Annotated in this window: 24 protein-coding genes; 6 read left to right on the top strand and 18 right to left on the bottom strand. The window is 40.3% G+C overall.

Features of this window, described 5'->3' with window-relative positions; genetic code table 11:
* Positions 1–83 precede the first annotated feature (83 nt).
* Positions 84–569 (top strand): methylated-DNA--[protein]-cysteine S-methyltransferase, encoded by a 486-nt coding sequence (locus tag AB4167_RS13525; RefSeq protein ID WP_372103031.1) that lies wholly within the window; start codon positions 84–86, stop codon positions 567–569.
* A gap of 171 nt (positions 570–740) precedes the next feature.
* Complete coding sequence (locus AB4167_RS13520; protein WP_258183539.1) at positions 741–866, top strand: hypothetical protein; 126 nt, start codon at positions 741–743, stop codon at positions 864–866.
* Between the two features lie 15 nt (positions 867–881).
* On the opposite strand, the gene AB4167_RS13515 is transcribed toward AB4167_RS13520, so the two are convergent.
* The 3 genes from AB4167_RS13515 to gpmM form a co-directional block, all read right to left on the bottom strand.
* Positions 882–1205, bottom strand: coding sequence for a nucleotidyltransferase family protein (locus tag AB4167_RS13515; protein WP_372136659.1), 324 nt, complete (start codon positions 1203–1205; stop codon positions 882–884).
* Complete coding sequence (locus AB4167_RS13510; protein ID WP_372136658.1) at positions 1195–1641, bottom strand: HI0074 family nucleotidyltransferase substrate-binding subunit; 447 nt, start codon at positions 1639–1641, stop codon at positions 1195–1197. The genes AB4167_RS13515 and AB4167_RS13510 overlap by 11 nt, the downstream gene beginning before the upstream one ends.
* A gap of 288 nt (positions 1642–1929) precedes the next feature.
* The gene (gene gpmM / locus AB4167_RS13505; RefSeq protein WP_017067156.1) at positions 1930–3462 is read right to left on the bottom strand and encodes a 2,3-bisphosphoglycerate-independent phosphoglycerate mutase; all 1533 of its coding nucleotides are present in this window, start codon (positions 3460–3462) and stop codon (positions 1930–1932) included.
* Between the two features lie 350 nt (positions 3463–3812).
* On the opposite strand from gpmM, the gene wecA (AB4167_RS13500) reads away from it, so the two are divergent.
* Positions 3813–4877 carry a UDP-N-acetylglucosamine--undecaprenyl-phosphate N-acetylglucosaminephosphotransferase gene (gene wecA, locus AB4167_RS13500; RefSeq protein ID WP_372136657.1) on the top strand — a complete coding sequence of 355 codons (1065 nt, stop codon included), beginning with the start codon at positions 3813–3815 and terminating at the stop codon, positions 4875–4877.
* A 232-nt stretch (positions 4878–5109) separates the two neighbouring features.
* Here the strand turns inward: wecA (AB4167_RS13500) and wecA (AB4167_RS13495) are convergent, their stop codons facing one another.
* The 15 genes from wecA (AB4167_RS13495) to AB4167_RS13425 all read right to left on the bottom strand — a co-directional run bounded on the left by wecA (AB4167_RS13495) (position 5110) and on the right by AB4167_RS13425 (position 21456).
* Entirely contained in the window at positions 5110–6189 is a 1080-nt protein-coding gene (gene wecA / locus AB4167_RS13495; protein ID WP_372136656.1) for a UDP-N-acetylglucosamine--undecaprenyl-phosphate N-acetylglucosaminephosphotransferase, read from the bottom strand.
* 324 nt (positions 6190–6513) lie between these two features.
* Positions 6514–6951 (bottom strand): WbuC family cupin fold metalloprotein, encoded by a 438-nt coding sequence (locus AB4167_RS13490; RefSeq protein WP_372136655.1) that lies wholly within the window; start codon positions 6949–6951, stop codon positions 6514–6516.
* A 10-nt stretch (positions 6952–6961) separates the two neighbouring features.
* Positions 6962–8158: a glycosyltransferase family 4 protein gene (locus tag AB4167_RS13485; RefSeq protein WP_372136654.1), complete on the bottom strand. Its 1197-nt coding sequence runs from the start codon at positions 8156–8158 to the stop codon at positions 6962–6964.
* On the bottom strand, positions 8158–9288 hold the full coding sequence (gene wecB, locus AB4167_RS13480; RefSeq protein ID WP_372115530.1) for a non-hydrolyzing UDP-N-acetylglucosamine 2-epimerase: 1131 nt from the start codon (positions 9286–9288) through the stop codon (positions 8158–8160). Before wecB ends, AB4167_RS13485 begins: the two co-directional genes overlap by 1 nt.
* Positions 9281–10153 (bottom strand): dTDP-4-dehydrorhamnose reductase family protein, encoded by an 873-nt coding sequence (locus AB4167_RS13475; RefSeq protein ID WP_372115529.1) that lies wholly within the window; start codon positions 10151–10153, stop codon positions 9281–9283. The genes wecB and AB4167_RS13475 overlap by 8 nt, the downstream gene beginning before the upstream one ends.
* A 1-nt stretch (position 10154) precedes the next feature.
* The gene (locus tag AB4167_RS13470; RefSeq protein ID WP_372115528.1) at positions 10155–11192 is read right to left on the bottom strand and encodes a polysaccharide biosynthesis protein; all 1038 of its coding nucleotides are present in this window, start codon (positions 11190–11192) and stop codon (positions 10155–10157) included.
* A complete protein-coding gene (locus AB4167_RS13465; protein WP_372136653.1) occupies positions 11192–12295 on the bottom strand; it encodes a glycosyltransferase family 4 protein in 1104 nt (367 codons plus the stop codon). Before AB4167_RS13465 ends, AB4167_RS13470 begins: the two co-directional genes overlap by 1 nt.
* A 57-nt stretch (positions 12296–12352) precedes the next feature.
* Entirely contained in the window at positions 12353–13417 is a 1065-nt protein-coding gene (locus AB4167_RS13460) for an acyltransferase family protein (protein WP_372136652.1), read from the bottom strand.
* 12 nt (positions 13418–13429) lie between these two features.
* The gene (locus AB4167_RS13455; RefSeq protein WP_372136651.1) at positions 13430–14581 is read right to left on the bottom strand and encodes a glycosyltransferase; all 1152 of its coding nucleotides are present in this window, start codon (positions 14579–14581) and stop codon (positions 13430–13432) included.
* A 10-nt stretch (positions 14582–14591) separates the two neighbouring features.
* On the bottom strand, positions 14592–15836 hold the full coding sequence (locus tag AB4167_RS13450) for an O-antigen polymerase (RefSeq protein ID WP_372136650.1): 1245 nt from the start codon (positions 15834–15836) through the stop codon (positions 14592–14594).
* 20 nt (positions 15837–15856) lie between these two features.
* Positions 15857–17155, bottom strand: coding sequence for a lipopolysaccharide biosynthesis protein (locus AB4167_RS13445; RefSeq protein WP_372136649.1), 1299 nt, complete (start codon positions 17153–17155; stop codon positions 15857–15859).
* A complete protein-coding gene (locus tag AB4167_RS13440) occupies positions 17148–18173 on the bottom strand; it encodes an SDR family oxidoreductase (protein WP_372136648.1) in 1026 nt (341 codons plus the stop codon). Before AB4167_RS13440 ends, AB4167_RS13445 begins: the two co-directional genes overlap by 8 nt.
* Before the next feature lie 68 nt (positions 18174–18241).
* Positions 18242–19522: a Vi polysaccharide biosynthesis UDP-N-acetylglucosamine C-6 dehydrogenase TviB gene (gene tviB, locus AB4167_RS13435; RefSeq protein WP_372115523.1), complete on the bottom strand. Its 1281-nt coding sequence runs from the start codon at positions 19520–19522 to the stop codon at positions 18242–18244.
* Positions 19523–19892: 370 nt separating this feature from the next.
* Positions 19893–20213 carry a hypothetical protein gene (locus AB4167_RS13430; RefSeq protein WP_372136647.1) on the bottom strand — a complete coding sequence of 107 codons (321 nt, stop codon included), beginning with the start codon at positions 20211–20213 and terminating at the stop codon, positions 19893–19895.
* A gap of 163 nt (positions 20214–20376) precedes the next feature.
* Positions 20377–21456: a helix-turn-helix domain-containing protein gene (locus AB4167_RS13425; protein WP_372136646.1), complete on the bottom strand. Its 1080-nt coding sequence runs from the start codon at positions 21454–21456 to the stop codon at positions 20377–20379.
* A 286-nt stretch (positions 21457–21742) separates the two neighbouring features.
* Here AB4167_RS13425 and AB4167_RS13420 point away from each other — a divergent pair, with 286 nt between their 5' ends.
* From AB4167_RS13420 to AB4167_RS13410, 3 genes are all read left to right on the top strand, one after another.
* Positions 21743–22216, top strand: coding sequence for a hypothetical protein (locus tag AB4167_RS13420; protein ID WP_372136645.1), 474 nt, complete (start codon positions 21743–21745; stop codon positions 22214–22216).
* A complete protein-coding gene (locus tag AB4167_RS13415; protein ID WP_029235108.1) occupies positions 22168–22773 on the top strand; it encodes an N-acetylmuramoyl-L-alanine amidase in 606 nt (201 codons plus the stop codon). Before AB4167_RS13420 ends, AB4167_RS13415 begins: the two co-directional genes overlap by 49 nt.
* Before the next feature lie 524 nt (positions 22774–23297).
* Positions 23298–23633, top strand: a complete 336-nt coding sequence (locus AB4167_RS13410) for a hypothetical protein (protein WP_004733275.1) — start codon at positions 23298–23300, stop codon at positions 23631–23633.
* Positions 23634–23802: the final 169 nt, after the last annotated feature.

Here is a 23802-nt window from a genome sequence, read left to right as displayed (position 1 = left end):
AAACGGGATGCGAAGAGCCTCAAAAACAGATACGAGATTCGAAGAGCTTGAGAGCAGAAAAAGACTAAAAGAAGGAAGATGACATGGAAGACACCACTTACAAAATGCTTTATGACGCACCAATTGGCAAGATGATCATTGTGAGCAATGGTGTGTCGCTTATTGAAATTGACCATGTAAATCACGAAGAGCTAATGATTAGCAATCCAGATGACCTTTGCCAACTGGCAGCGAAACAGTTAGATGAGTACTTCGCAGGTCAACGAATAGAATTCGATTTGCCATTAAGAGCGATAAAAGGCACTGAGTTTCAAAAAGTAGCTTGGCAGGCTTTAACAACCATTCCTTATGGCGAAACCATCAGTTACGGTGAACAAGCAAAGAGAATGGACAACCCAAAAGCAGTAAGAGCTGTGGGTGGTGCAAATGGCAAGAACCCATTTAGTATTGTTGTGCCTTGCCATAGAGTCATCGGCGCGAATGGCACATTAACCGGCTACACCGGCGGTATGAATCGCAAAGAGTGGTTACTGGATTTTGAGCGTTCGGTTGTAGATAGAACGCAATAAGCCTTACCTCGCTAGATCAATAATATAAAGTTTCACCATCAAGAAGCGCCATTATCACCAGACAACATATAGTCTATATTTAAAATTTCATACAAAGAGGTGATGGTAATGTCCACTGATACGATTGAATCTTATGAAGATCGAAAGCGTAGAGATGGAGCTATAGCGCTAATGAAACTATTATCGTTTTCTATTGATGATAAAAAACATGGCCGAGTCAATTCAGGTACTCAGATTCGAGATAAACTGGCAAAACGTAAACAATCGGTTCAAGAATCAACATCACCGTTACGCTGATAATAATACGTTCGGTTACTTTAGTTTAATCCCATAAGTGTCAATATGGGCAAGTAACTCGCTTGATGTAATTCTATGCTTAACGAGCAAGTCAACCTTGAATGGAAGCGACGACTGTTCTAAACGATCTTGCAAGCCTGCGACGACACTTAACGAAATCCCATGCCCCTCGATAACAATATCGATGTCGGAGTTATCTTTATAAGTTCCAAGGGCTCTAGAACCGAATACCCAGGCATGAATGACTAAAGCATGATTCAAAACAATATCCTCAATCAGCTTATACTGATGAGGCTTAAGGCCGACCGAGTCTGGTTTACCCAAATAACTATCGATCACATTTAACCTCTTGTTCGCATTGACCCTCTTGATCACATTTAAGCTTTAAATAGAGTGTGACTTGCCCTATCACTGGTGAAAATGACTCTAAGATCAGTGACTGAGCTTCAAGGTCATTTTCCTCATCATAGGTGTGGGACAATAAATTTCGTTTTATGAGTGCTTCAAGCATAATCTCACACTGCTCCGAAGACAGGTGCTTAGCTTCTAAGGCCGTACGAAAAACGCTCCTCGGCGAAGCCACATCAAACCCTTCAAACTCAAGTAAGTCTTTAAGGGTCTTCCATGTCAGTTCGAAAGAAAATTCAAAAGTTTGTACTAACCCAGCGAGCTCTAACTCATTGTAGCTATCTTGTGAGCACGCTCTCTCAAGCCTTTGCTGCGCTTTCATTAAGTTTTGCAGTCGTTGCTTCCAACGGTCTGGGTTTGAGTTCATATAAACAGCCTAGAGATAAGGTAAAAGATAAGTATAGTATGAGCCTTAAGCTACCTAATCATTCAAGCAATGTCACTCTTTCGATATTCATCAAGGCCGTTCTTTTCGTCTTTTATTTAAGGTCGTGCCCTTCTGTTCCCCTCTGCATATTTCTCTCACCCAATTCCTGCCCTTAAGCTCTTCGTATCCCGTTTACTCGCATCCCGCATCTATACTCAAATTCCAGATACAAAAAAACGGCCACACTCACGCGTAGCCGTTCTAGTATTCGATGAAAGTTATAAGTGATTACTTAACGATCACATCGCCTGACATCTCAGCAGGGATTGCGATACCAGACAAAGAAAGCATCGTTGGTGCAAGGTCAGACAGTTTACCGCCCTCTTTGAACTCAACGTCTTTGCTACCTACGTAGATAAGTGGCACTGGTAGGTTAGTGTGCGCCGTGTGGATGCCGCCCGTTTCTGGGTTTACCATCATTTCCGCGTTACCGTGGTCAGCTGTGATAAGCAGTTGGCCATCGGCTTCTTTGATTGCTTCAACCACTTTACCCAGACATTCGTCTAGCGACTCTACCGCTTTAACCGCTGCATCATAAACGCCAGTGTGGCCAACCATGTCACAGTTAGGGAAGTTACAAACGATAGCGTCGTATTTGCCGCCTTTGATCGCTGCAACTAACTTTTCAGTTAGCTCTGGTGCGCTCATTTCTGGCTGTAGGTCGTAAGTTGCTACTTTTGGAGAAGCAACAAGTTGACGCTCTTCACCTTCGAACTCGTCTTCGATACCGCCATTGAAGAAGAAAGTAACGTGCGCGTATTTCTCTGTTTCAGAGATACGTAGCTGCGTTTTACCTTCCTTCGATAGCCATTCACCGTAAGTGTTCTCTAGAGAAGCCGGTGGGAATGCACATAGAAGCGGGATGTCTGCTGCGTATTGAGTCAGCATCACGAAATCGATCGCTGGGAATACGTTACGAGCAAAACCATCGAAATCAGGAACGAATGCACGTGTGATTTCACGAGCACGGTCGGCACGGTAGTTCATGAAGATAACTGCATCGCCATCTACGATAGCGGCAGACTCTTCGCCTTCTGCTTTGATTTCAGTCGCTTTTACAAACTCATCGTTTTCATCACGAGCGTAAGCCGCTTCTAGGCCAGCAACCGCTGTATCAAACGTGAATTCTGCTTTTGCTTGAGTCAGCAGGTCGTAAGACTCTTGAACGCGATCCCAGTTGTTATCACGGTCCATTGCGTAGTAACGACCAATAAGCGAAGCCACACGGCCTTTACCTAGCTTAGCGAACAGTTCTTGGAAGCGTGCTAGTGTGTTTTCTGCGCTACGTGGCGGCGTATCACGGCCGTCTAGGAATGCATGCAGGTAGATTTTCTCTGCGCCACGCTCTGCTGCCATTTCAACAGCTGCGTAGATGTGATCTTCATGAGAGTGAACGCCACCTGGAGACATAAGGCCCATGATGTGAACCGCTTTCTCAGCTTTCACCGCTTTATCGATAGCGTTCACTAGCGTTTCAGTTTGGCCGAACTCACCATCTGAAATTGACTTAGTAATACGAGTAAGATCTTGGTATACCACGCGACCCGCACCAATGTTGGTGTGACCCACTTCAGAGTTACCCATTTGGCCATCAGGTAGGCCTACATCTAAGCCAGAAGCCGAGATTAGCGTGTTAGGTTGGTTAGCAATAAGACCGTCTAAAACTGGAGTCTTAGCGTTCGCGATAGCGTTGTCTTGGTTGTCTTCACGGTAACCGTAACCGTCAAGGATCACTAGAGCCATTGGCTTCTTAGCTGACATAGGACTGACCTCGTTCAATTCAAAATAAATCGGTATAAAAACAAATTAGCGTAATTTTACTACAGTTTACAGTCAAAACTGTAGTGGAAGATCAAGAAAGGGCGCAGGTAGGATGATCGAATGTGAAAAAAAGCGTCATTTTGTGTTTAAGGCACCTACAAAGCTTAAGCAATAATACTAGCCAAAACATCGTAGCCACCATTCTTAATCAACGTTCAATTACATACTAAAACCAAATGTCACATTCAAAATGCACAGAACAAAACATACTCAACCAGGTGTACATATTGATAGTTTTAGCGTAAGATACACGCAAATAAACTCCTACAAAAAATTGGCTAGAGTTCATTATGTTATTAGAGCTATCATTTGTTGGCTTCTTCTCCTTTTCCTCACTCTTTTTGATGAGAAAAGTGGCAAAATCCATTGGCTTAGTGGATAAACCGAATGAGAGAAAGTTACACACTGGTGCGATCCCATTGGTAGGTGGTATAGCGATCAGCTTAACCATTGGCCAATTCATCGTTACCCATCCAGACGTCATCCCGCATAGCCCACTCTTTTTAGCTTCTGTTATTGCTCTTATTATTATCGGGGCGCTTGATGACAAATTCGACATTAGCTTCAAAATACGACTGGTGGTGCAAGCAATTCTCTCCATCGGCATGATGTATTTCGCCGACATTCGATTAGATAACATTGGTAACCTGTTTGGTACTGGCGACCTGCATTTAGGCTTCCTGAGCCCTGTAGTAACCATACTCGCAGTGATTGGCGCGATTAACGCGTTCAATATGGTCGACGGCATTGATGGATTGTTAGGTGGGCTTGCTATTGTAACTTTTGGCGGTATCGCCGTTTTACTTCAAGTCGACAGCCAACATGGCTTAGCGTATTTATGCGTGGTGTTCATTGTCGCAACCATTCCTTATATCTTAATGAACTTAGGCATTCTTGGGCGAGAGCGTAAGGTCTTTATGGGCGACGCTGGCAGCATGATGATTGGCTTTACTGTGATTTGGTTACTGCTGGGCGCAAGCCAAGATCCATCAGAAGCTATGATGCGACCGATTACTGCACTGTGGTTAATTGCTGTTCCGCTGATGGACATGGCTGCCATCATGTTCAGACGCGTACGCCGCGGTGACTCCCCTTTCAAGCCCGACCGTGAACACCTACACCACATCTTCCAACGCCTTGGTTTTACATCGCGACAAACCCTGGCCATCATTTGTGCTATCGCAAGTAGCTTCGCTGGCTTCGGTATCTACGGAGAGTTCCTAGAAATTGCTGAATCGACCATGTTCATCCTGTTTATGATGTGTTTTGCTTCATACACTGTAGCTATGAGCTATGTTTGGCGCATCACCAGCTGGATTAGAAGTTTGCGCAACCTTCCAGAAAAACTCTACTAGTGATTAACAGTGTATTAATGGCTTAGGTTTTCAAGTGAAGATGATTAATAGCAAAAGCACTCAAGTCTAAAACTTCTCAAGCTAAACGCAAAAGAGCCCAATCTCGATATAAGATTGGGCTCTTTTTCTATATTTGTCTTAGTTTGAGCTATTGTAACTTAACTGCTTTAACTCTCTAATTTACCCAGCTAAGCACTGCGATAGTAGACTTGTCCGTTAACGACACATCAAACTATTTCGCTTCTAACTTCTTCCACTTTCTTACTATCTTCGCCATCTTAAATGAATGCGTCATCCAGTAGGTGTGGAATAAGAAACACACAACAATGGTGTAGAACATGATGAACTCTGGTACTTGGAAGTATTCACCTAATAAACCTAGGGTGGAATAAATCAACTGTACCGAACAAATCACCACAAGCGATTCGCGTGGTGTGAAACCGATGCGTTGCATGATGTGGTGAAAATGCTCGCGATCCGGTTTAAACGGAGAATGCCCCTTACGAATACGACGGATCATAATGGCCATCATATCAATCAAAGGCACCGCAATTAACCACAATGCCGTCACCGGACGAATCGTATAGTGGCCGTGTTCAGGCTGTGTTCCTCGGATTAAAATCCAGATCACGAGAAAGCCGATCATCATGCTACCGGCATCGCCCATAAACACTTTACGTAGTTTGCCAAAATACCCCAAATTAAACAGCACGAAGGGAAGTAAGATAACCACCATCACTGCCATAAAGAAGGTATAAAACTCAAGGCCATGGGCATAGAACAGCACACCTAACGAGGCAAACACCACTATGCTTAAACCACCCAATAGCCCGTCAATACCATCAACCATGTTAAAAGCGTTAATTGCACCGATCACAGCTAATATGGTAACAACATAATCGATGGCAACCGGAAAGTCCCAAACACCAAACCCAAACGCATTACCAACATGAGAAAGCGTTAGCCCGGTATAATGCATTACGATCAGCGTCAAGACAGCTTGCACACCCATGCGAAGTTTAAAACTGATATCGAAGCGGTCATCTGCCACACCGATCAGCACCAGTATCGTTAAGCACGTGGCGATTACCTCTATGTTATTGATTTCTGACGCACTCACGTAGAAGAAGTACAACAAGGTAATACAAAGGGAAATACCGCCCACCAAAGGGACCACACCCTCATGATGTTTTCTAGCATTCGGTTTATCAACTAAGCCAATGGCGTAGCCCACTTTGCGCATGCAGTACAACACCGCCAACGAAAGGAAGAAGAACAGAGAAAGTTCGACAAAGTATTCAAACAATGACATTAATTTAAGCCTTGGGGTTTGTTATTAAATAGTATTTTTATTGCGCTTTTTACAAATAAACCAAGATCTCCACCTATTGGGAAGGATCAAGCTTGAAGTAAAACTGTCTCAATTCCGTCTCAGCACTGAGACACTCATCAGACTAAGTGATGGTTTTTATAATGAAAAAGAGGATCACAAAGGATCCTCTCTAATAGGTGAGACGATCAGTAAAGTGAAAGAGTAGTTAACTCTCTTGATCAATGATCCTTGGATCTGTTCCCCTAATCAAATCAATTGCTTGATATGAAACCAATCTGTGTAGATACCTATGTTTCTAGCTCTTTAAATATGGGAATGTTTATTCGATTTCTCTGCAGAGAAGTTCGGAAATGCTTTGGCAAATTCAGGGTTAAATGGGCCTTCTTTGACTTCAAGTAAAAGCGCTTTTTTACTAATACATTCAACGCTATGGATTTCATGGGGCAGGATCGTAACCATCATAGAGTCTTGACCTTCACCTAAGTATCTCGATGATATGATCTCGCCAGATTTAGCATAATTGTCCCCCCTCACAACACCTTGTAAAACAGTGAACAGCTCCCACTGATGTGGAAGCTCATGATAATGAGGCTCAACATAGCTACCACGTACCATAGCGATAACTAAACGTTGCACCTTATCTTCATAACTCGCATGTAAGTTAAGGTGAGATCGTCTCCTTGATGATTTCTCTGCTAGTACAAATAGCTCATCGAATCTAGATGTCAGTAGACGCTCCATGCACACTACATTAGCTTCTTCTTAAATTAAGTTCTAAACTCTTAGCAATACTTTCAACAGAAAATTCGGCTTTTAGTAGTTCATATGCAGATGAACCCATCGCTTGTCGAGTGTTTAAATCCATCAATTTCATTGCATTTTTGACTAACGCTTCGTCTTCGCCATTAACTGTAATAAGGCCTGCTTCGTTATTGTTTACAATATCCAGCAAGTCATTTCCGGCATTAACACTACCTAAAATAGGCAACGACTGAACCATGTAGCCTAAAAGTTTACCAGGGAAGTTGTGCGCCGTATGGTTCGCAGCTAAAGAGAATAAACCAACGTCCATTTCAGCTAGAATTTCTTTGAATTCATCTTGATTCACGGATGGTAAATAAGAGAAATTAGTGAGATTCCAATCTGATGCCTGTTGATTTATCAATTCAACTTCATCCCCTTGACCGACGAACAGAAAATGCGCATCATGGTAGGGTTGCATCGCTTTGGCAAGTCGCATCAAGTTGCCCATATCTTGAGCATGCCCTATGTTACCGCCGTAGAAGAAAACGACCTTGTTTTGAAGACCTAACTTTCTTTTATACCGCCCTTCTTCTCGGCTCTCATGAGGCTCAAGAGACGCCCAATTACGCATTATCTCAGTTGGATATCGACCATCCGTCAAATCATTGAACAACTCTAGATTCTTCTCAGACATTAAGCCAATCGTATCTGCTTGCTGATAAGATTGAGCTTCAAAAAATCGAAAATAACGCTCAATGGCAGAACCTTGCTTAACTATTCCAGCATCAATAACCCATTGAGGGAATAAATCTCTTAAAATCAAGTACGAAGGGCACTGACAACGGCTCTTTATTTTTTTAACCAAGTTCCCAAAAAAAATGGAAGGCGAATAATAAATGACTCCATCAAAGGTGTCTGGTGCAACATTATTGGATATTGCTCTCCAGGCTTTGGTCGATAATAGCGTTTCGTTTATTGCCCTTTTGACTTTACCAACATCCTTGATAGCGCCACTCGAAAAGCGCCAAACAGTTACACCATCATACTCGGAAATTTCTAACTGAGATTTTTGCTCTACGGCTGGTGTAATCACTGTCACTTGATGCCCCATATGTACAAATTGCTTTGCTAACTCATGAAACATTTTGGCTGCCACACGTGTGCTGTGTGGCAGGTAGTCATCAATAATTAACGCTAAGTGCATTACTGTTTCTTCCAAATAACGCGGTTAACATAATCGGTATAGCTTAGAATTGTGCGAAGTACTTTGTCAGAAACATTTGGTGCAATATAGTCAGCGACTTTGTTCAACAAACGATCTTCGCCTCTTGGTTGATCACCCAAGATTTCAATCGCTTGTAGAATTCGCTCTACACTCATCCCAGTAAACATCACAGCCCCCTCTTCAAACCCTTCAGGTCGTTCTTGAGCTTCACGGATGTTAATAGCAGGGAAGTTTAAAATCGAAGACTCTTCTGTAATCGTACCGCTATCACTAAGTACGACTTTCGCTTCTTTCTGTAGACGAATGTAATCACTAAACCCAAGTGGTTTCATCAAATTCACTAGAGGGTGGAACTCTAGGTTTAATAGCTCAATCTTCTTTCTTGTTCTAGGGTGAGTAGAAACAATAATAGGCAGATTATACTTTTCAGCAATCGTATTTAGAGCGAGAACATAATTGTTAATGTTGCGCTCAGAATCTACGTTTTCTTCACGGTGCACACTGACTAAGAAGTACCCTTCACTTACTAACTCAAGACGCTCTAGCACATCTGAATTAGAGATTCTTTCTTCGTAATGATTTAATACCTCATCCATCGGGCTACCTGTTTTAACGATTAAGTCCGGGCTAATGCCCTCTCGCAACAGATAGTCACGAGCAATATCGCTGTATGGCATGTTTACATCAGAAATATGGTCGACAATCTTTCGATTTATCTCTTCTGGAACACGTAAATCAAAGCATCGGTTACCCGCTTCCATATGGAAAATAGGAATCTTTTTACGCTTAGCCGAAATAGCAGAAAGCGCACTGTTAGTATCACCTAGGATCAACATAGCTTCAGGCTGAATTTCTTCAAACATCTTATCGGACTTACTAATAACCTGAGCCATAGTTTCAGCCGCAGTACCGCCAGCACACTCTAGAAATACATCAGGAGAACGGATACCAAGATCATCAAAAAAGATTTGGTTCAATTCATAGTCATAGTTTTGACCAGTATGAACTAACGTATGATCCGTGTATTCATCCAGCTTAGCGATTGTACGTGAAAGACGAATGATTTCTGGGCGAGTGCCTACGACGGTTACTACTTTTAATTTACTCATAGTTATATCTCTTATTGTAATCAGTGTGCATCAATGCTATCAACTCATCCCAACTTGGTGGTACGAATCCTGTCTCTTCGCGGAACTTTGTTGAATCAAGAGAGCGATCCAACACAAAGTCTTCAAACCTTTCAATTTCAATCTGCTTATTGTAGACATGAGCAACTTTTGAGATCAAAGAGTGCTTATCGATAGGATCTACGGATAATTGATACAGGCCAGAAAGGGATGAATCAGGAAGTACATAATCTGCAAGGACTTTTGCAACATAGGCCGTAGGTAGGCCGGAAAAGACAGCTTTCGAGAAGCCTCTTACAGAGCCTTCTTGACTTAAGAACCAATCAATTAAGCTTACCGAAGACTTTAGTTCATGACCTATGATTGAGGTACGTAAAGTGATATGTTTACCATAATCCACTTCACCAAGGCACTTTGACTTACCGTAAAGATCTGTAGCAGTTGGCAAATCTGTTTCTGAATAATTTCCCGCGGCACCATCAAAGACACAGTCCGTTGAAAAGTGAACTAAACGTGCTTGAATGGAATCACAAAGCTGCGCAATTTTATGTGGAAGTAAAGCGTTGACCTCAATAGCCTCAACGTGTTGCTTAGAAACATCATGCTGCTTGATTAAGCCAATACAATTGATGACAACATCTGGTTTAACTGCTAAGACTGCTCTTTCCAAAGTTTTGAAATCTTTAACATCTATATTAGGGAGTAATTTATCCGCTGATGGAAAAAAGTTTTCCAAGCCATTTATGGTGCGAACGGTGCCATAAACGTCGAGATTTGATAACTCAGAAAGATTTGAAAAGATGCTATACCCCAACATCCCTGTCGCCCCAATAACAATAACTTTCACGTTACACACCTTCTGGAACAATAAGGTTACCTGCTTCAATTTCACGAATAAAATCAAGCTTTCTTAGCAACTGCTTCATGCCTTCAACATCTAATCGTTCAGTGTTGTGCGAGTTATAATCTTCAACTTTAGAAAGATCTTTTTCGCCTTCCTCAAAATACTTAGAGTAGTTAAGGTCACGATTGTCTGCTGGTACTCGATAAAAGTCACCTTGGTCCTGTGCCACAAACATTTCTTCACGGCTACATAACGCTTCGTATTGCTTCTCACCATGGCGAGTACCAATTATATTTACGGGGTGGTTTGGCTTATCCATAATGTCTAAAATAGCTTGAACAAGCACTTGAATTGTTGCTGCTGGGGCCTTTTGAACAAAAATATCGCCATTTGACCCATTGTTAAACGCATGAAGAACGAGATCGACCGCATCATCAAGAGTCATCATGAAACGTGTCATATTTGGATCAGTGATAGTGATCGGCTCCCCGTTTACGACTTGACGTATAAACAATGGGATAACTGATCCACGAGAGGCCATGACGTTGCCATAACGAGTACCTGAGATAGTAGTATTAGTATTCTCTAGGTTACGACTTTTGGCCACAATGACCTTTTCCATCATTGCTTTAGAAATACCCATCGCATTGATAGGATATACTGCCTTATCAGTACTTAAACAAACTACTCGTTCAACACTGTGATTAATAGCAGCCTCTAAAACGTTCTCTGTACCTAGGACATTTGTTTTAACTGCTTCTAGGGGATAAAACTCACAAGAAGGCACTTGCTTCAACGCAGCAGCATGATAAACATAATCAACACCACGCATAGAGTTTGAAACACTTTGGTAATCACGTACATCACCAATGTAAAATTTCAACTTATCGGATTGAAAGTGCTTACGCATATCGTCTTGCTTTTTCTCATCACGAGAAAAAATACGAATTTCTTTAATATCAGTATCTAAAAAACGACGTAAGACAGCATTACCAAATGAACCGGTACCGCCTGTAATTAAAAGAGTTTTATCGCTAAACATTATTTTCCTACCATTTCAGTTAGCTTTCGCCATGTATTATCAGCTGTTTGTTTCCAGAGATATGAGTTTCTCAATTCTTTTGAGTTTTGTCTAAGATTATTAAGTTCACCTTCATTGCTAAGAACCCTAACCATCTCACTTGAAATACTTTCTGGATCATTCTCATTGAAATAACCACATGCATTTCTGCCAAACTCTGGCATCGGAGATGTAGATGAAGAAAGAATAGCCGCCCCAGAACCAATAGCCTCAATGAGTATATTGGGGCAATTTTCACATGAAGATGGAAAAATAAATAGTGAGCATGATTTGTAGTAAATAGGCAACTCATTGTACGGAACCCTACCTTTGATAACCACATTATCCGACAAATTATTTTCTTTGATAAACTTGACACATTGGCTATAAGCGGGCTCCATTTCTTCACCAATTATTATCAATTTATGCTTAAACTTTAAGCTTTCACTCATCAAGTGATAGGCTTTAATTAAGTTAAGGTGATTTTTATAACTCTCAAATCGTGACACATAAAGAAGTGAGTTATCTATTGATATCGATTCATCAGGTATGAAGTTATCTGAAACACCATGATAAATAACACTTGAGTTAGAGCATGACATGTACTTTTTAATCACATCTCGCGCATATTTTGATATAAATATTACGTGATCAGATTGGGACATTGTTCTAAGCATTAACGCTTTCAAAATCCAATTCTTAACTTTAGACAAGTTATTACTTTCACTCTGAAGTGCATTCTTATCAAAAGGTAACATGTTTCTAAACATCGTCACCTTAGGTACACCAAATGTGAAAATATTAAAGTCCATCCCCCCTGGAGAGAATAAAACTGAAACATTTAGCCTAGATAAAAGAAAGGGAAGCCAAAAGAATTCCCAAAATGCACGACATAAAATATTTTTATTTGCAAATCCCGCCTCAATGTAATGAACATTATCCGACTCAGGCAAAATAGATTTATCCGGACAAACAATATAAACGTCAACATCACCTGGCAAGTTTACAAGCAAGTTTCTAATGTACGTCTTCCCACCGCCCAACTTAGCAGAAAGAGCATTTATAAATATATAATTAGGTTTCATATTACACTTTTAACTTAATAAAAAAATAAGTATATCACTCTTAATGATTTATATTATCTACCGAGAAAGCCTACTAAGCGAACTAATATCTGTAAGTTTGTTAAGCTTGTGCCCCAATTTAACTTCCAAAACCAAATAGCTTATATAACCAAAAATGACACTCGCAAAAAACATAGTAAATACTAATGCATAATTTTCAACAGCACCAATATCTAAAGACAAGAAGAAAAATATCTTAGCTATAACATTAATTACAAGTACATGGCTAAGGTATATTGAGTACGAGCTATTTCCAATCATAACAAACACATTGGGGACAAACTTTTTCTTACTCTCAAATACAAGCAGGGATAAAACTAACAATGAACATGGCAGCGAAAAGAGCAATGTCCTAGAAAGATGCCCTGGCGCATGAATATAATAAGCCTCATATAGAAAATAAACTATAAATGGAAATGCGACGACATATGTATATACTAATGCGGGGTTGATTTTAGAAAACTTATCCTTAAAACTAAAGTAAGCAGAACCAATATAAACACCAATGATAAACTCAATTGTTAAAGGGCTAAGCGCTAAAGTTAAAAAAGATCCCTTATCAACAAGATACCAATCTAAGACTAGTACCAATGAGCCCCATAAAAATAACAATAGATTTAGTGAACCCCTGGAAAACAATAGAAAAAATGAAAACACCAAATAAAAGTACATTTCATGAATCAATGTCCATCCCACTGCTAATATTGGTTGATTTAAATCAGGAATTAATAATAACGATGACCATAAACTGTACTCTGCCCCCGAAAATACCATGTTAGGAAAAAAAGCCGCAAAAACCAGTAAAATGATACTAAAAACCCAATATGGTGGGTATATTCTTACGGCTCTTTTTCTTAAAAAATCAACCATATTGAAGAATGTATCTCTCTTATCAATATTCACGGTTGTTATATACATAATAAATCCGCTAATAATGAAAAATATATCTACCCCAACAAAACCTGAAAGGACAAAATCGGGAATAACTGTATCAGAGTAATAATTCTCTTCTACACGAAACATATGTGTAAACAAAACTAGCAACACAGCCATTCCACGTAAACCTTGAATATTAACATTCATATAAGATAAACCTTACTGGCACTTGAGTATATTATTTAAACGTTCACACTGATTTCTGTAATCGAACTCTTTTGAGGTATTGAAACCTTCATAACCAACTTTTTTCAATTCATCATAGTTTGAAATTACTTTTGATAAGCATTCTGTTAATGAATCGATAGAATCAGGTTTTACCAAAAAACCATTTACACCGTCAGTTATATAATCAGGCACATCTCCTAGGTGGCTACAAACAACTGGCTTACCCGTAAATAAAAAGTCACCTAATTTTGAAGGTATATACCCAACTGCTCGTTGGTCATCTAATTTAGGAATAACAAGAACATCAGACTCATTTAAAAGTTTTACAGCTTCAAGGTTAGTTTTTGGAGGTAGTATTTCAACGACAGAACCAAGATTATAATTTTTCACCATCTCGTGTAATTCATCAGTGTACTGCTGTGAAGCGCTTGGACCCACAATAATTAAGCGATGTTCTACCCCTACCTCTATTAACTGCTTAGCTGCTTTTACTAAAAGAGTAACGCCGTTACTTTCACTGAGAGCACCAGCATATATCACACGTCTAGGAGTATTTTCACCTATATTTGAATTACTATTTTTCTCACAGTCCATCAATATAGGGAGAACTATGGTTCTTGATTTTTTTCTAACATATTGCTTGTATACCTTTTCATGCTCACGAGAGATGATAATCAGAACATCACATACTTTCCCTAGAGCCCATACTGAAAGGTCTTCACTCATACTTCTTAGCGAATGCTCACTATGAATTAGTCTTTGTGGAAACTCATTTAATATTAAAACCGTTTTCTTTCTAAAAAATATAGAAAACAAGAAGACAGGAATTGATAAGTAAACAGGAAGTCTATCAACCACTATTTTTTCAGCGTAAGTGTGCTGCATTAGCAATTTAAAGAAAAGAATCCAAGGAGCAAGTAAAGCCTTGTAAATCACTAATAACTTACCGTTAAGTTTAACCTTTGAATATAAGTTATCTAGGTCATCTGTACGCGCTTCTTCTCCTCGCTCATACTTATACGAGATAGTCTTGAAGTGACAGCCTGTCTCTTCAAGTCCTTTTTTAATAAATCGTGTTCTAATTTCTGACGCGTCACCACTATCAAAACCTGAACTTATATGACCAATTAGTAGCAAATTCAAAACAAACCTCTTATCTAAGTCTTACTTTACTTAGAACCTTAATTAAAACAACCGGAATTAACACATACAAAATAAATGTATAGTAGGTGTAGGCAAATTCAGAGTATGGGTACCTACCAACAGCAAGTATCAAGTAAATATAAACAATCACTACCGTATAATTATTATCATTATTTCTTAGCCTCAGCATCCTTCGATATAAAAACATACCAAAGAAGTAACTTATTATTAATGATATAAAACCAAAAACTGTACCTGGAATCATGCCGAAATTTAACACGCCTTCAGCTACTGCGCCTGTCGCCAAATTAGAACGCCCTTCCCATCGATTACCCGTATACAGCTTTGTAAAAGCTACGCCTCCCGAATCAAATTTTTGAGGGAAAATAGCTCTAGGTATGAAGTTTGTTATAGTAGCCAGGTAGGTCGTTCCCATTGTTAATTCACTAACCTCTTGAGTATGAATTAACTCTAATGGAATAAGCCCATACTTAAAGTGAGTCGAACTAGTCTCTAAGCTATCACCTTTAATTTTAACTTGATTATCTGTCGTATCTAATGAATTTCTCACGCCTCCTATTAGTGCAGATAAACAAATTATTGCTACAAAAAAAGGAAACAACTTACGAAGATTAAGCGGCTTACATATGTAGTTATATGCAATGATTTCAACCAATATAGTAATTAAAAGAAAGCTGCGCGATCCAGAAAGCAATGCCATACATACAAAAATGACAAAGTGAGCTATAAATAGCTTCTTATGAAATAGTGATACACTTTTTGAACTCAATAAATATGTGAAATATATTACATTTATAGTCGCAACAATGCTATTTAAAACTAGTATGTAACCCTTACCCTTATAGTACTCCACCCTAAGTGCTATATTGCTTATATAGTTAAATATATTCCCAAATTCAATTATCACTACAATTTGATTTACTATCGATACTGATGAAATCAACCAAATACATAGAACTACTTTTCCTGATAAAGTTCTTACTCCTGTACCAGAAAAGTCTAACTTATTATTCTGTTTGTCATAAATGGAGAAGGAAAGGACGATTAGACATTGAATAAGATAAGTGCAAATAATTAAAATATCATATTCACCAAAATAAACATCTAAAAAGAAAACAACATTAAACAGGATGTAAACCTTAGATGGCGAGAATACATCCGAGTTATTATTAATAGAGATAAAAACAGAGGCTATAGTTACTACGGCGCACAATGTTAATAACAAAGTTTCCATTAAAAACTCACAGTAATATATTAAACAATGTTTAAATAGCAGTAAACAACATTAGCTAATACAAACAAAGTATATAGGGAAAAGGCAGACTTATTAATCACTACGCTAGAGGTAGATGTAGAATAATACCATGTTGATACAATCATTCCAAAAGTACCTACTATTGAAGCAACCAACATGTAAAACATATTTGTAGATATTAGCATTAGCGGGATCATAACGGCTGAAGAAATTACGTATGAATAAGTAATATACTTTGTCTTTTTAGATAATTTAATGCCTGACTCAAAAATCTCTTTCATCGCTAGCATTTCAAATGGAATAATGGCTAATGTTACATAATACGCTGAATCATGAAACTCTGAACCAAAGTAGTTACTAATTACATACTTAGCAAGAATTACCACTATTATGTGTATAATGACAACAGAAAAAATCATGTAACTGATTAATGAATTTATTTTTCCGTTTAGATTTTTATCATGTTCATTTTTGTATAAAAATGGATTCCATACCATACTGAGTGCTAGCATCATAAACTGAAATGGTGCCGCAAACTTTGCAGCTAATGACAAATTAGCGACAGCATATGTGCCGAGTATTGCTAAAATTATAAATTTATTTCCATACTGAAAGACAAAGCTTGCAATCCTTGCCGGAAATTGAGGTAAAGAAAAATCAAACAGCTCTTTAACGTTTTCTAATTTTAACTTGAAATCGACTTTAACTTTAAATAATAAATAAGCTGAAGTAATCATAAAGCAAACTACCCAGCCAAGAAATATACCTAAAAAGTACCCAAAACTCCCCATGTCATGATTAATAATAAAAATATAACCTAACAGTACTGAGATGACAACTTGGGATATATTACTTATAGCAAAGGTTATTTTTCTATCGATAAACCTTAAATAAATCAGATTAATCGTAGACAAATTCGCAAAAAATATAGTGATTGCGCACAGTATAATTGAGCTGGATTCATCAACACTTCCAAATAGTATCGAGGACACCTGTGAAGACAATGAGATTATGATAATAGCTGAAACTGATGATAGACTGGCTATCATCAGTGTTACTGTACTATATAAATTACTATGGCTTTCTGTGCTATAAAAGAATCGTTGGAATGAGCTTTCCAACTGGGCAAGGCCAAAGATTATAGCCAAATTAAAGAATGCAAATACAACTTCAATTCGACCAAACTCTTCTGCACCTAACTTACTCAAAAAAACCGGAAGTACTAATAACGGCAATATTCTAGCTATACCTGCACTTCCACCATAAAAAACCAAAGAATTTAAAAAGCTTCTACCCATTTAGGAAACCACAATACCACGGCATCGATTCCGCTATTCCCGCTGAAATATCATACTTTGGCTCATAACCCAACTTGCTTTTAGCTTTACTAATATCAGCTTGTGAGTGGCGTACATCTCCAGCTCTGAATTCACGATATGCAGGTTCAGAAGAATACCTAACACCATTATTAGACAACTCATTCTTAAGTGCATTAAACAACGTATTCAATGTGGTTCTATCACCTACCGCACAGTTATACACTTCGCCTAACGCTTCTTCTGACCCGGTTGCAGCCAACACATTCATTTGAACCACATTCTCTATATAGCAAAAGTCTCGGCTTGTTTCTCCATCACCATTAATGAATACATCTTCATTATTAATCATTGCCAATGTCCATTTAGGAATAACCGCAGCATAGGCACCATTTGGGTCTTGTCGACGACCAAATACATTAAAGTAGCGTAAGCCCGTCGCTTTAAAGCCATAAGTCCTTGCATATACAAAAGCATAAACTTCATTTACATATTTAGTAACCGCATATGGAGAAAGAGGCTTACCTATGTTTTCTTCCACTTTCGGTAATGCTGGATGATCACCATAAGTAGAGCTGCTCGCAGCATATGTAAAGCTTGCCACCCCTTCTTCCTTAGAAGCTTGTAGCATATTTAAAAAACCAGTAATGTTTGCAGCATTTGAAGTAACAGGATCCGCAATTGAGCGTGGAACAGAACCTAATGCAGCTTGGTGCAATACGTAATCAACCCCTTTCACAGCAGTCTCACATGTGGCGTAGTCTCGAATGTCACCTTCAATAAAACGAAACTTATCCCACTGCGTTTCAGTCACTAAGTTTTTTACTTCATCCAGGTTATGCTGATGACCCGTTGCAAAGTTATCTAAGCCAACTACAGTCTGGTTGAGTTTTAATAGCTTTTCTAATAGGTTTGAGCCAATAAAACCTGCAACACCTGTCACAAGCCATACTTTTGGCTGCTGCAGTAAGTCTTGCTGAATCTGTTCAAATTTAGACATTATTTATTCCATAAATAAAAAGTGAGAACTCTTCGCTCTCACTTTAATTAATTCAAAAGTTATTTTAATTACAGGCGCATATCTACGCTTTCTTTATCCAGTACATATTTCAGGTCGTATAGCACGTGCTCTCCCTTACCATATGCATGAATATTTTCTGCACCCATGTTCTTAAATTCGTCATGAGATACTGCCATGACAACCGCATCATAGTAACCTTGCTGTGGTTCAGCGCATAAGCTAAGGCCATATTCATGTTGCGCCTCTTCTTCAGAGCACCAAGGGTCAACGATATCTACATTAATATTGTATTCTTTTAACTCACTGACAATATCAACAACTTTCGTATTTCGTAAGTCTGGGCAGTTCTCTTTAAACGTAAGTCCCATTACCAATACATTGGCGCCCTCAACATGAATGCGTTTCTTCAGCATTTTCTTCACTAGTTGAGAAACAACATATTGACCCATCCCATCATTGAGACGGCGGCCTGCTAAGATCATCTCAGGATGATAACCCACTGTTTGAGCTTTATGAGTTAGATAGTACGGATCAACACCGATACAGTGCCCACCCACTAGACCCGGACGGAATGGTAGGAAGTTCCACTTAGTACCCGCAGCTTCGAGGACTTCTAAAGTATCAATGCCGAGTTTGTTAAAGATGATAGAAAGCTCGTTGATAAGAGCAATGTTGACGTCGCGCTGCGTGTTTTCGATAACTTTTGCTGCTTCAGCAACCTTTATAGAAGATGCTTTGTGTGTGCCAGCCGTGATGATGGTTTTGTAAAGTTGATCTACGTATTCCGCCACTTCTGGTGTAGAACCACTTGTTACTTTAAGGATGTTTGTAACACGGTGCTCTTTATCACCCGGGTTAATACGCTCTGGCGAGTAACCTGCAAAGAAATTTTGGTTAAACTTGAGGCCAGATACTCGCTCTACAACTGGTATACAGTCTTCCTCTGTTGCTCCTGGGTATACTGTTGATTCATAGATGATCACATCACCTTCAGAGACTACTGTACCCAGCGCTTCAGAAGCTTTGATCAGCGGTGTTAAATCTGGTTGCTTATGTTGATCAATAGGGGTTGGAACTGTAACAATGTAGACATTGCATTCTTTTAGATCTTGAAGAGAGGCGGTGTAAGAAAGGCGAACAGCTTCTGCCAGTTCGATGTCACTGCACTCTAGTGTATTATCGCGACCAGCCGACAGCTCATCGATACGTGCTTGATTTATGTCAAAACCAATTGTTGATTGCTTCTTACCAAACTCTACAGCCAAAGGAAGACCAACATATCCTAAGCCAATAATACCGATACGGGCATTTTCTAACGTTAATTTCATATAGTTTGTACCAATTTTTCTTTAAAGCTTTCCACTCACACCTCAGGCATCCAAACCCATCTGAGACACTTTTCATTCATTTTGAGACAGTCCGCTGCGGACAATCTCTTATAAATCCTAGATTTTGCTATCTTTTTAAAAACCGCCCCAATAGGCCACAAAAAAACAGTCTTTAAGAGGCTTACCGCACTTTTAAACTTGCTAGCCAGTCGCATTTGGGCACGCTACCGCCCTTAGGTTTGGCTCCTAAAGGCAATAGTGCAATTTGTTCGCTTTATGCGTTTTTCATACGGTTTTAAATATGCGGAGCATTCTAGCAAAGTAAGTGCATATTAACCAGTTTGAAATTGACTCTGGCATGACAAACAACTCACCACGCATTCAACCAGCGAGAGCATTGTACGTCTTGTAGGTACTGAGTGCCTATGTGGTAGCGGTTTTCTTGTGCTGCGTCGCAGTAGCGTTTTTCTATATCAATAAAAATATTGCCGTTGCGGTACAGCGAGACGAAGCTCGGGTTATTGTTTACCGCCAATAACGCTTTAATCTCGGTGCGTGTTAGCCCTTGTGGGTAGTGGTTAACCAGCAGTTTCAAAAACTCGCCAATGCGTCCTTCTACTCGCGCTATCTTTTTTTCTAAAATGGTGACTTTTTCTTCCGTTGTCAGTTTTTTTAGGCTGATATCGTCCATTTGCCCTCTCCCTAATTCTACTTTTGTATCTTGACGTTTTTTGTCTGTATTCGCGCTTGGTCTTCCCTAGCCTTTTGGTTTCCTAAGATCTTGGTTTTCTAAGCTATTTTTTTAATAGCTTTGGCTGTGTGAACAAGCGCTTCGTCTGTGAAAAATCGAATGGTCACTTTTTAGAATCCGTGCCGGGCGATTTGGATTGAACTAGGGCCTTGATACGTGCTTCGAACGGATTGGTGGTGCTTTTGGCTTGGTAATCCGCTAGGGCCTGAGAGACGGGCGTGGGTTGTTTGTGAACCATGGGCTTGGCTGCCGGTTGGGTTTTAGCTTCCTTGGTCGATGTAGAAGCAGAAGCCCTTGCTGGTTTAGCCGCTTTTGTTTGCTTAGCCGCTCTAGCCTGCTTAAAGACTGGCGATGAGTCTCGCTTCGCTTTGGCTTGGGCGCTTCTTCTTAGCCAGCCATTCACAAAGTGACCAATGTGCTCAAAGGGTTTGCGCTTATCGGGGTTGATGTACAGCCAGGCTTGCATGGCATGCAGTTCTTGCAGCACATCTAACTTTGGGTAGGTTCGCTCTAAGATTTTGTAGAACTCATGATAAATCGGCGCGCTGCCCTCTTTGGTGAGCAGGTGAATCACGACTTCATTCTGTTGGCTTATTGGAGTAGTGGTGGCTTGAGGTGTCAATACCTCATGTTGTTCAGAACCGCTTTGGGGATCAAGAACATCGGTGTCATCCAAGAGGCCGTTTTTCAAGATCAACTCTGTTTTATGTTCTTTATGAAAGATTATGTGTGCCAGATGATCACTCTCCGTGGTGGATCTTGAGTCACCCAGGGGAGTGTCTGAATGGTCGGTTTTCTGCGCATATTCTGTCTTCTGTGGGTATTCCGACGAAGCTGACGGTAAACCTGTTTGTTCTACATTCGTGTTCTCTTGATTCGCTTGGGCTAGATCGGTCTGCTGAATGTGGCTGTCGCTGGGAAGGCGCAGCTGATATATGTTGCTGCGCTGGCGTCCTGAATCATCAAAGCGCTTTATCCGCTTCACAAAACCTTGTTTTTCGAGCTCGTTAACGTGTCGTTTAACGGTTCTTACCGACACTTCGCAATATTGCGCTAAGTAATTTAAGGATGGGAAACACACGCCGCGCGCGTCTGCGTTATCGGCTAATTTCAATAGCACTAACTTGCTTATTGGCGAGCCGGTTTTTAAGGGGATAAAAGAAAGAATAAGAGAAACACACATGGTTAACGCTCCTTGTTAAATGACCATTAGTACTGAAATCCATTGATATAAAGGGCATTAACAACACTTTTTGGTGCTTTAGGGGCAAAAGGCCTATGAGATAAGTTGTAAGAAAAGATGTTTGGTTAATCGCCTCGGATAGATATGCAACATCAACCTTATTAAGCAATGGCTTTTCGAAGCACCTCTCATTTTTCTGTATTCCTCTGTTTTCGTGTTATTCCCGCCAACCCCAATCAAGAATGTTGAAGTACATTGCCCTCCCCATGCAGCAATAAGGTGCTTAATGAAGGCGATAGTTTCTCTTTTTATTTCAGCGTATCAACCCGGTATGGCGAGCATCGAGTGCCGTGCTAACTCCCTCACTCAATCACGTCAGCCGTTATTTTTTAGTGATAGTGATGGGTTTGGCCAAGTACTGAGCTATGAAGTTAACGGTTATAAAGAAAGCCATTTAGAAGGTTGTTATTTTAATGAGGATGAATGCGGTGCCCCCCCCAGCTATGACGATATTTGTTGGATGATCAGCCGAGCACGGCGTAAGCAGCCTCTGGGTTATTACGTGATGTATTTACGTTATGTCAGCCACCACCCCGGCTATGAAAAAACCGTAGCCACCAGTCTGCGACAACACATCGCATTGCACCCTGATTTAAATGAATCGCTATCAACGTCTTTAATCGCCTATTTACAACAACACGAGGATTTATTTTGTCAAACACTCCACCAGCAACTGATCGAGTTCCAAATCAGCCGTTAGAAGCGTCTGTTTTACAAGAGCGGGCTGACACCAAAGAACGAATTGATTCGGAAGAGCAGGCTAGCAAGATGGAGCTTATCCCTTCGTTAGAGCCTTGTTTACCTTCAGCATCCTATTCATTCAGCCTGGTTTCGGTTTTACTCCGCTTACCTCATTGCCCGCCATATTCCTTTATTACTGTGCATTGCAGCGCCACGCCGCCACAGCAAGATGTAGGCGTAGCCGAGATTCGTCGATGGCATAAAAAGAAAGGCTGGCGCGATGTGGGGTATCACTTTGTTATTCGTCGCAATGGGGATGTCCAATTGGGCAGGCCGCTGTCGCAAACCGGTGCGCATGTGAAAGGACACAACAAGGGCAATATTGGGGTTTGTTTGGTTGGCGGTTGTAATGCCGAGCTGCAACCAGAAGATAACTTCACACTTGCGCAGCGCAAGGCACTGTTTGGTTTGATGGCTGCACTGCAAGAGCAGTTCTTGATTTCAGATGAGAATGTTAAGGGGCATAAAGATTGGGGCGTGAATAAGGCGTGTCCTGTTTTGAAGATAAAAGCTTAAGAGCAGATGCGGGATTCGAAAAGTGAGGAAAATAAAGTGAGAGTGGTGCTTTTAGCTCCTCCCCTTTATCACGACTGTTACTTGGCAAAAAATATCCTATACAAGGGGAGGCTGGGAGGGGTTGGTTAGGCATCGCTAGCAACCCCCTCTAACTCCCCCTTCTATTAACACCATCACTCACAATAGTCCGGTGTTCAAGGGGGAGAACCAAAAGCTAAGTCTTCGAATAATTTGAAGAGCAGTTGCGGGATGCGAGTAAGCGAGATGCGAAGAGACTAAAAGCGGATTCCAGATACTTCGTTCCTCGCCTCTAAAGCAACAGAATGGCGGAATGACGGAGTCGTGAGATTATTAACTTAATAAAAGTAGTCGTCATTCCCTACAGTGAGGGACGAACGTGATAGGGAATCTAATTCAACGGATAAATGGCGGAGCAGAGGTCTCGCTAAGGTTGTCGAACCGTAAGGTTATACAGTCAAAGGCTATACATGCGGTCAAAGCCAATCAATAAACCAAGGAGCAGTATGACATTGTTCGGAAGAATATTCGGGAGCCAGTCTTCGATTAGCAAGGGGTTAGATGCACTCACCAACACAGGAGATGCGATGTTTTTTACTGATGAAGAAAAAGCGAAGCACAAGCTGGCACTGCTTAAAGCGTATGAACCTTTTAAGTTGGTACAGCGCTACATTGTGTTGTTGTTCACCATTCCTTATGTGGCACTGCATGTGATGGTGATTCTAGGTTGTATGCATGGTTACGATTGGAAACCCTTGGGGGAAATGACCAATGAAGCGTTTGGGTATCCGGTGCTAGCGGCGATTGGATTGTATTTAACGGGAGGCGTGGTGAAGAAGTAGAAGAGCAGATTCGAGTGACGGGTAAACGGGATGCGGAGAGATTAAGAGCGAGGAGAAGAAGATGGTTGTTGTGCTTTTAGCTCCTCCCCTTTATCACGACTGTTACTTGGCAGAAAATATCAATATAAGGGGAGGCTGGGAGGGGTTGATTAGGCATCGCTAGCAACCC

This window comes from Vibrio sp. 10N.286.49.E11, assembly GCF_041469505.1.
Taxonomy (GTDB): domain Bacteria; phylum Pseudomonadota; class Gammaproteobacteria; order Enterobacterales; family Vibrionaceae; genus Vibrio; species Vibrio crassostreae_C.
Note: the sequence above shows the minus strand (reverse complement) of the source record. Positions and strands in the feature narration are given on the sequence as shown.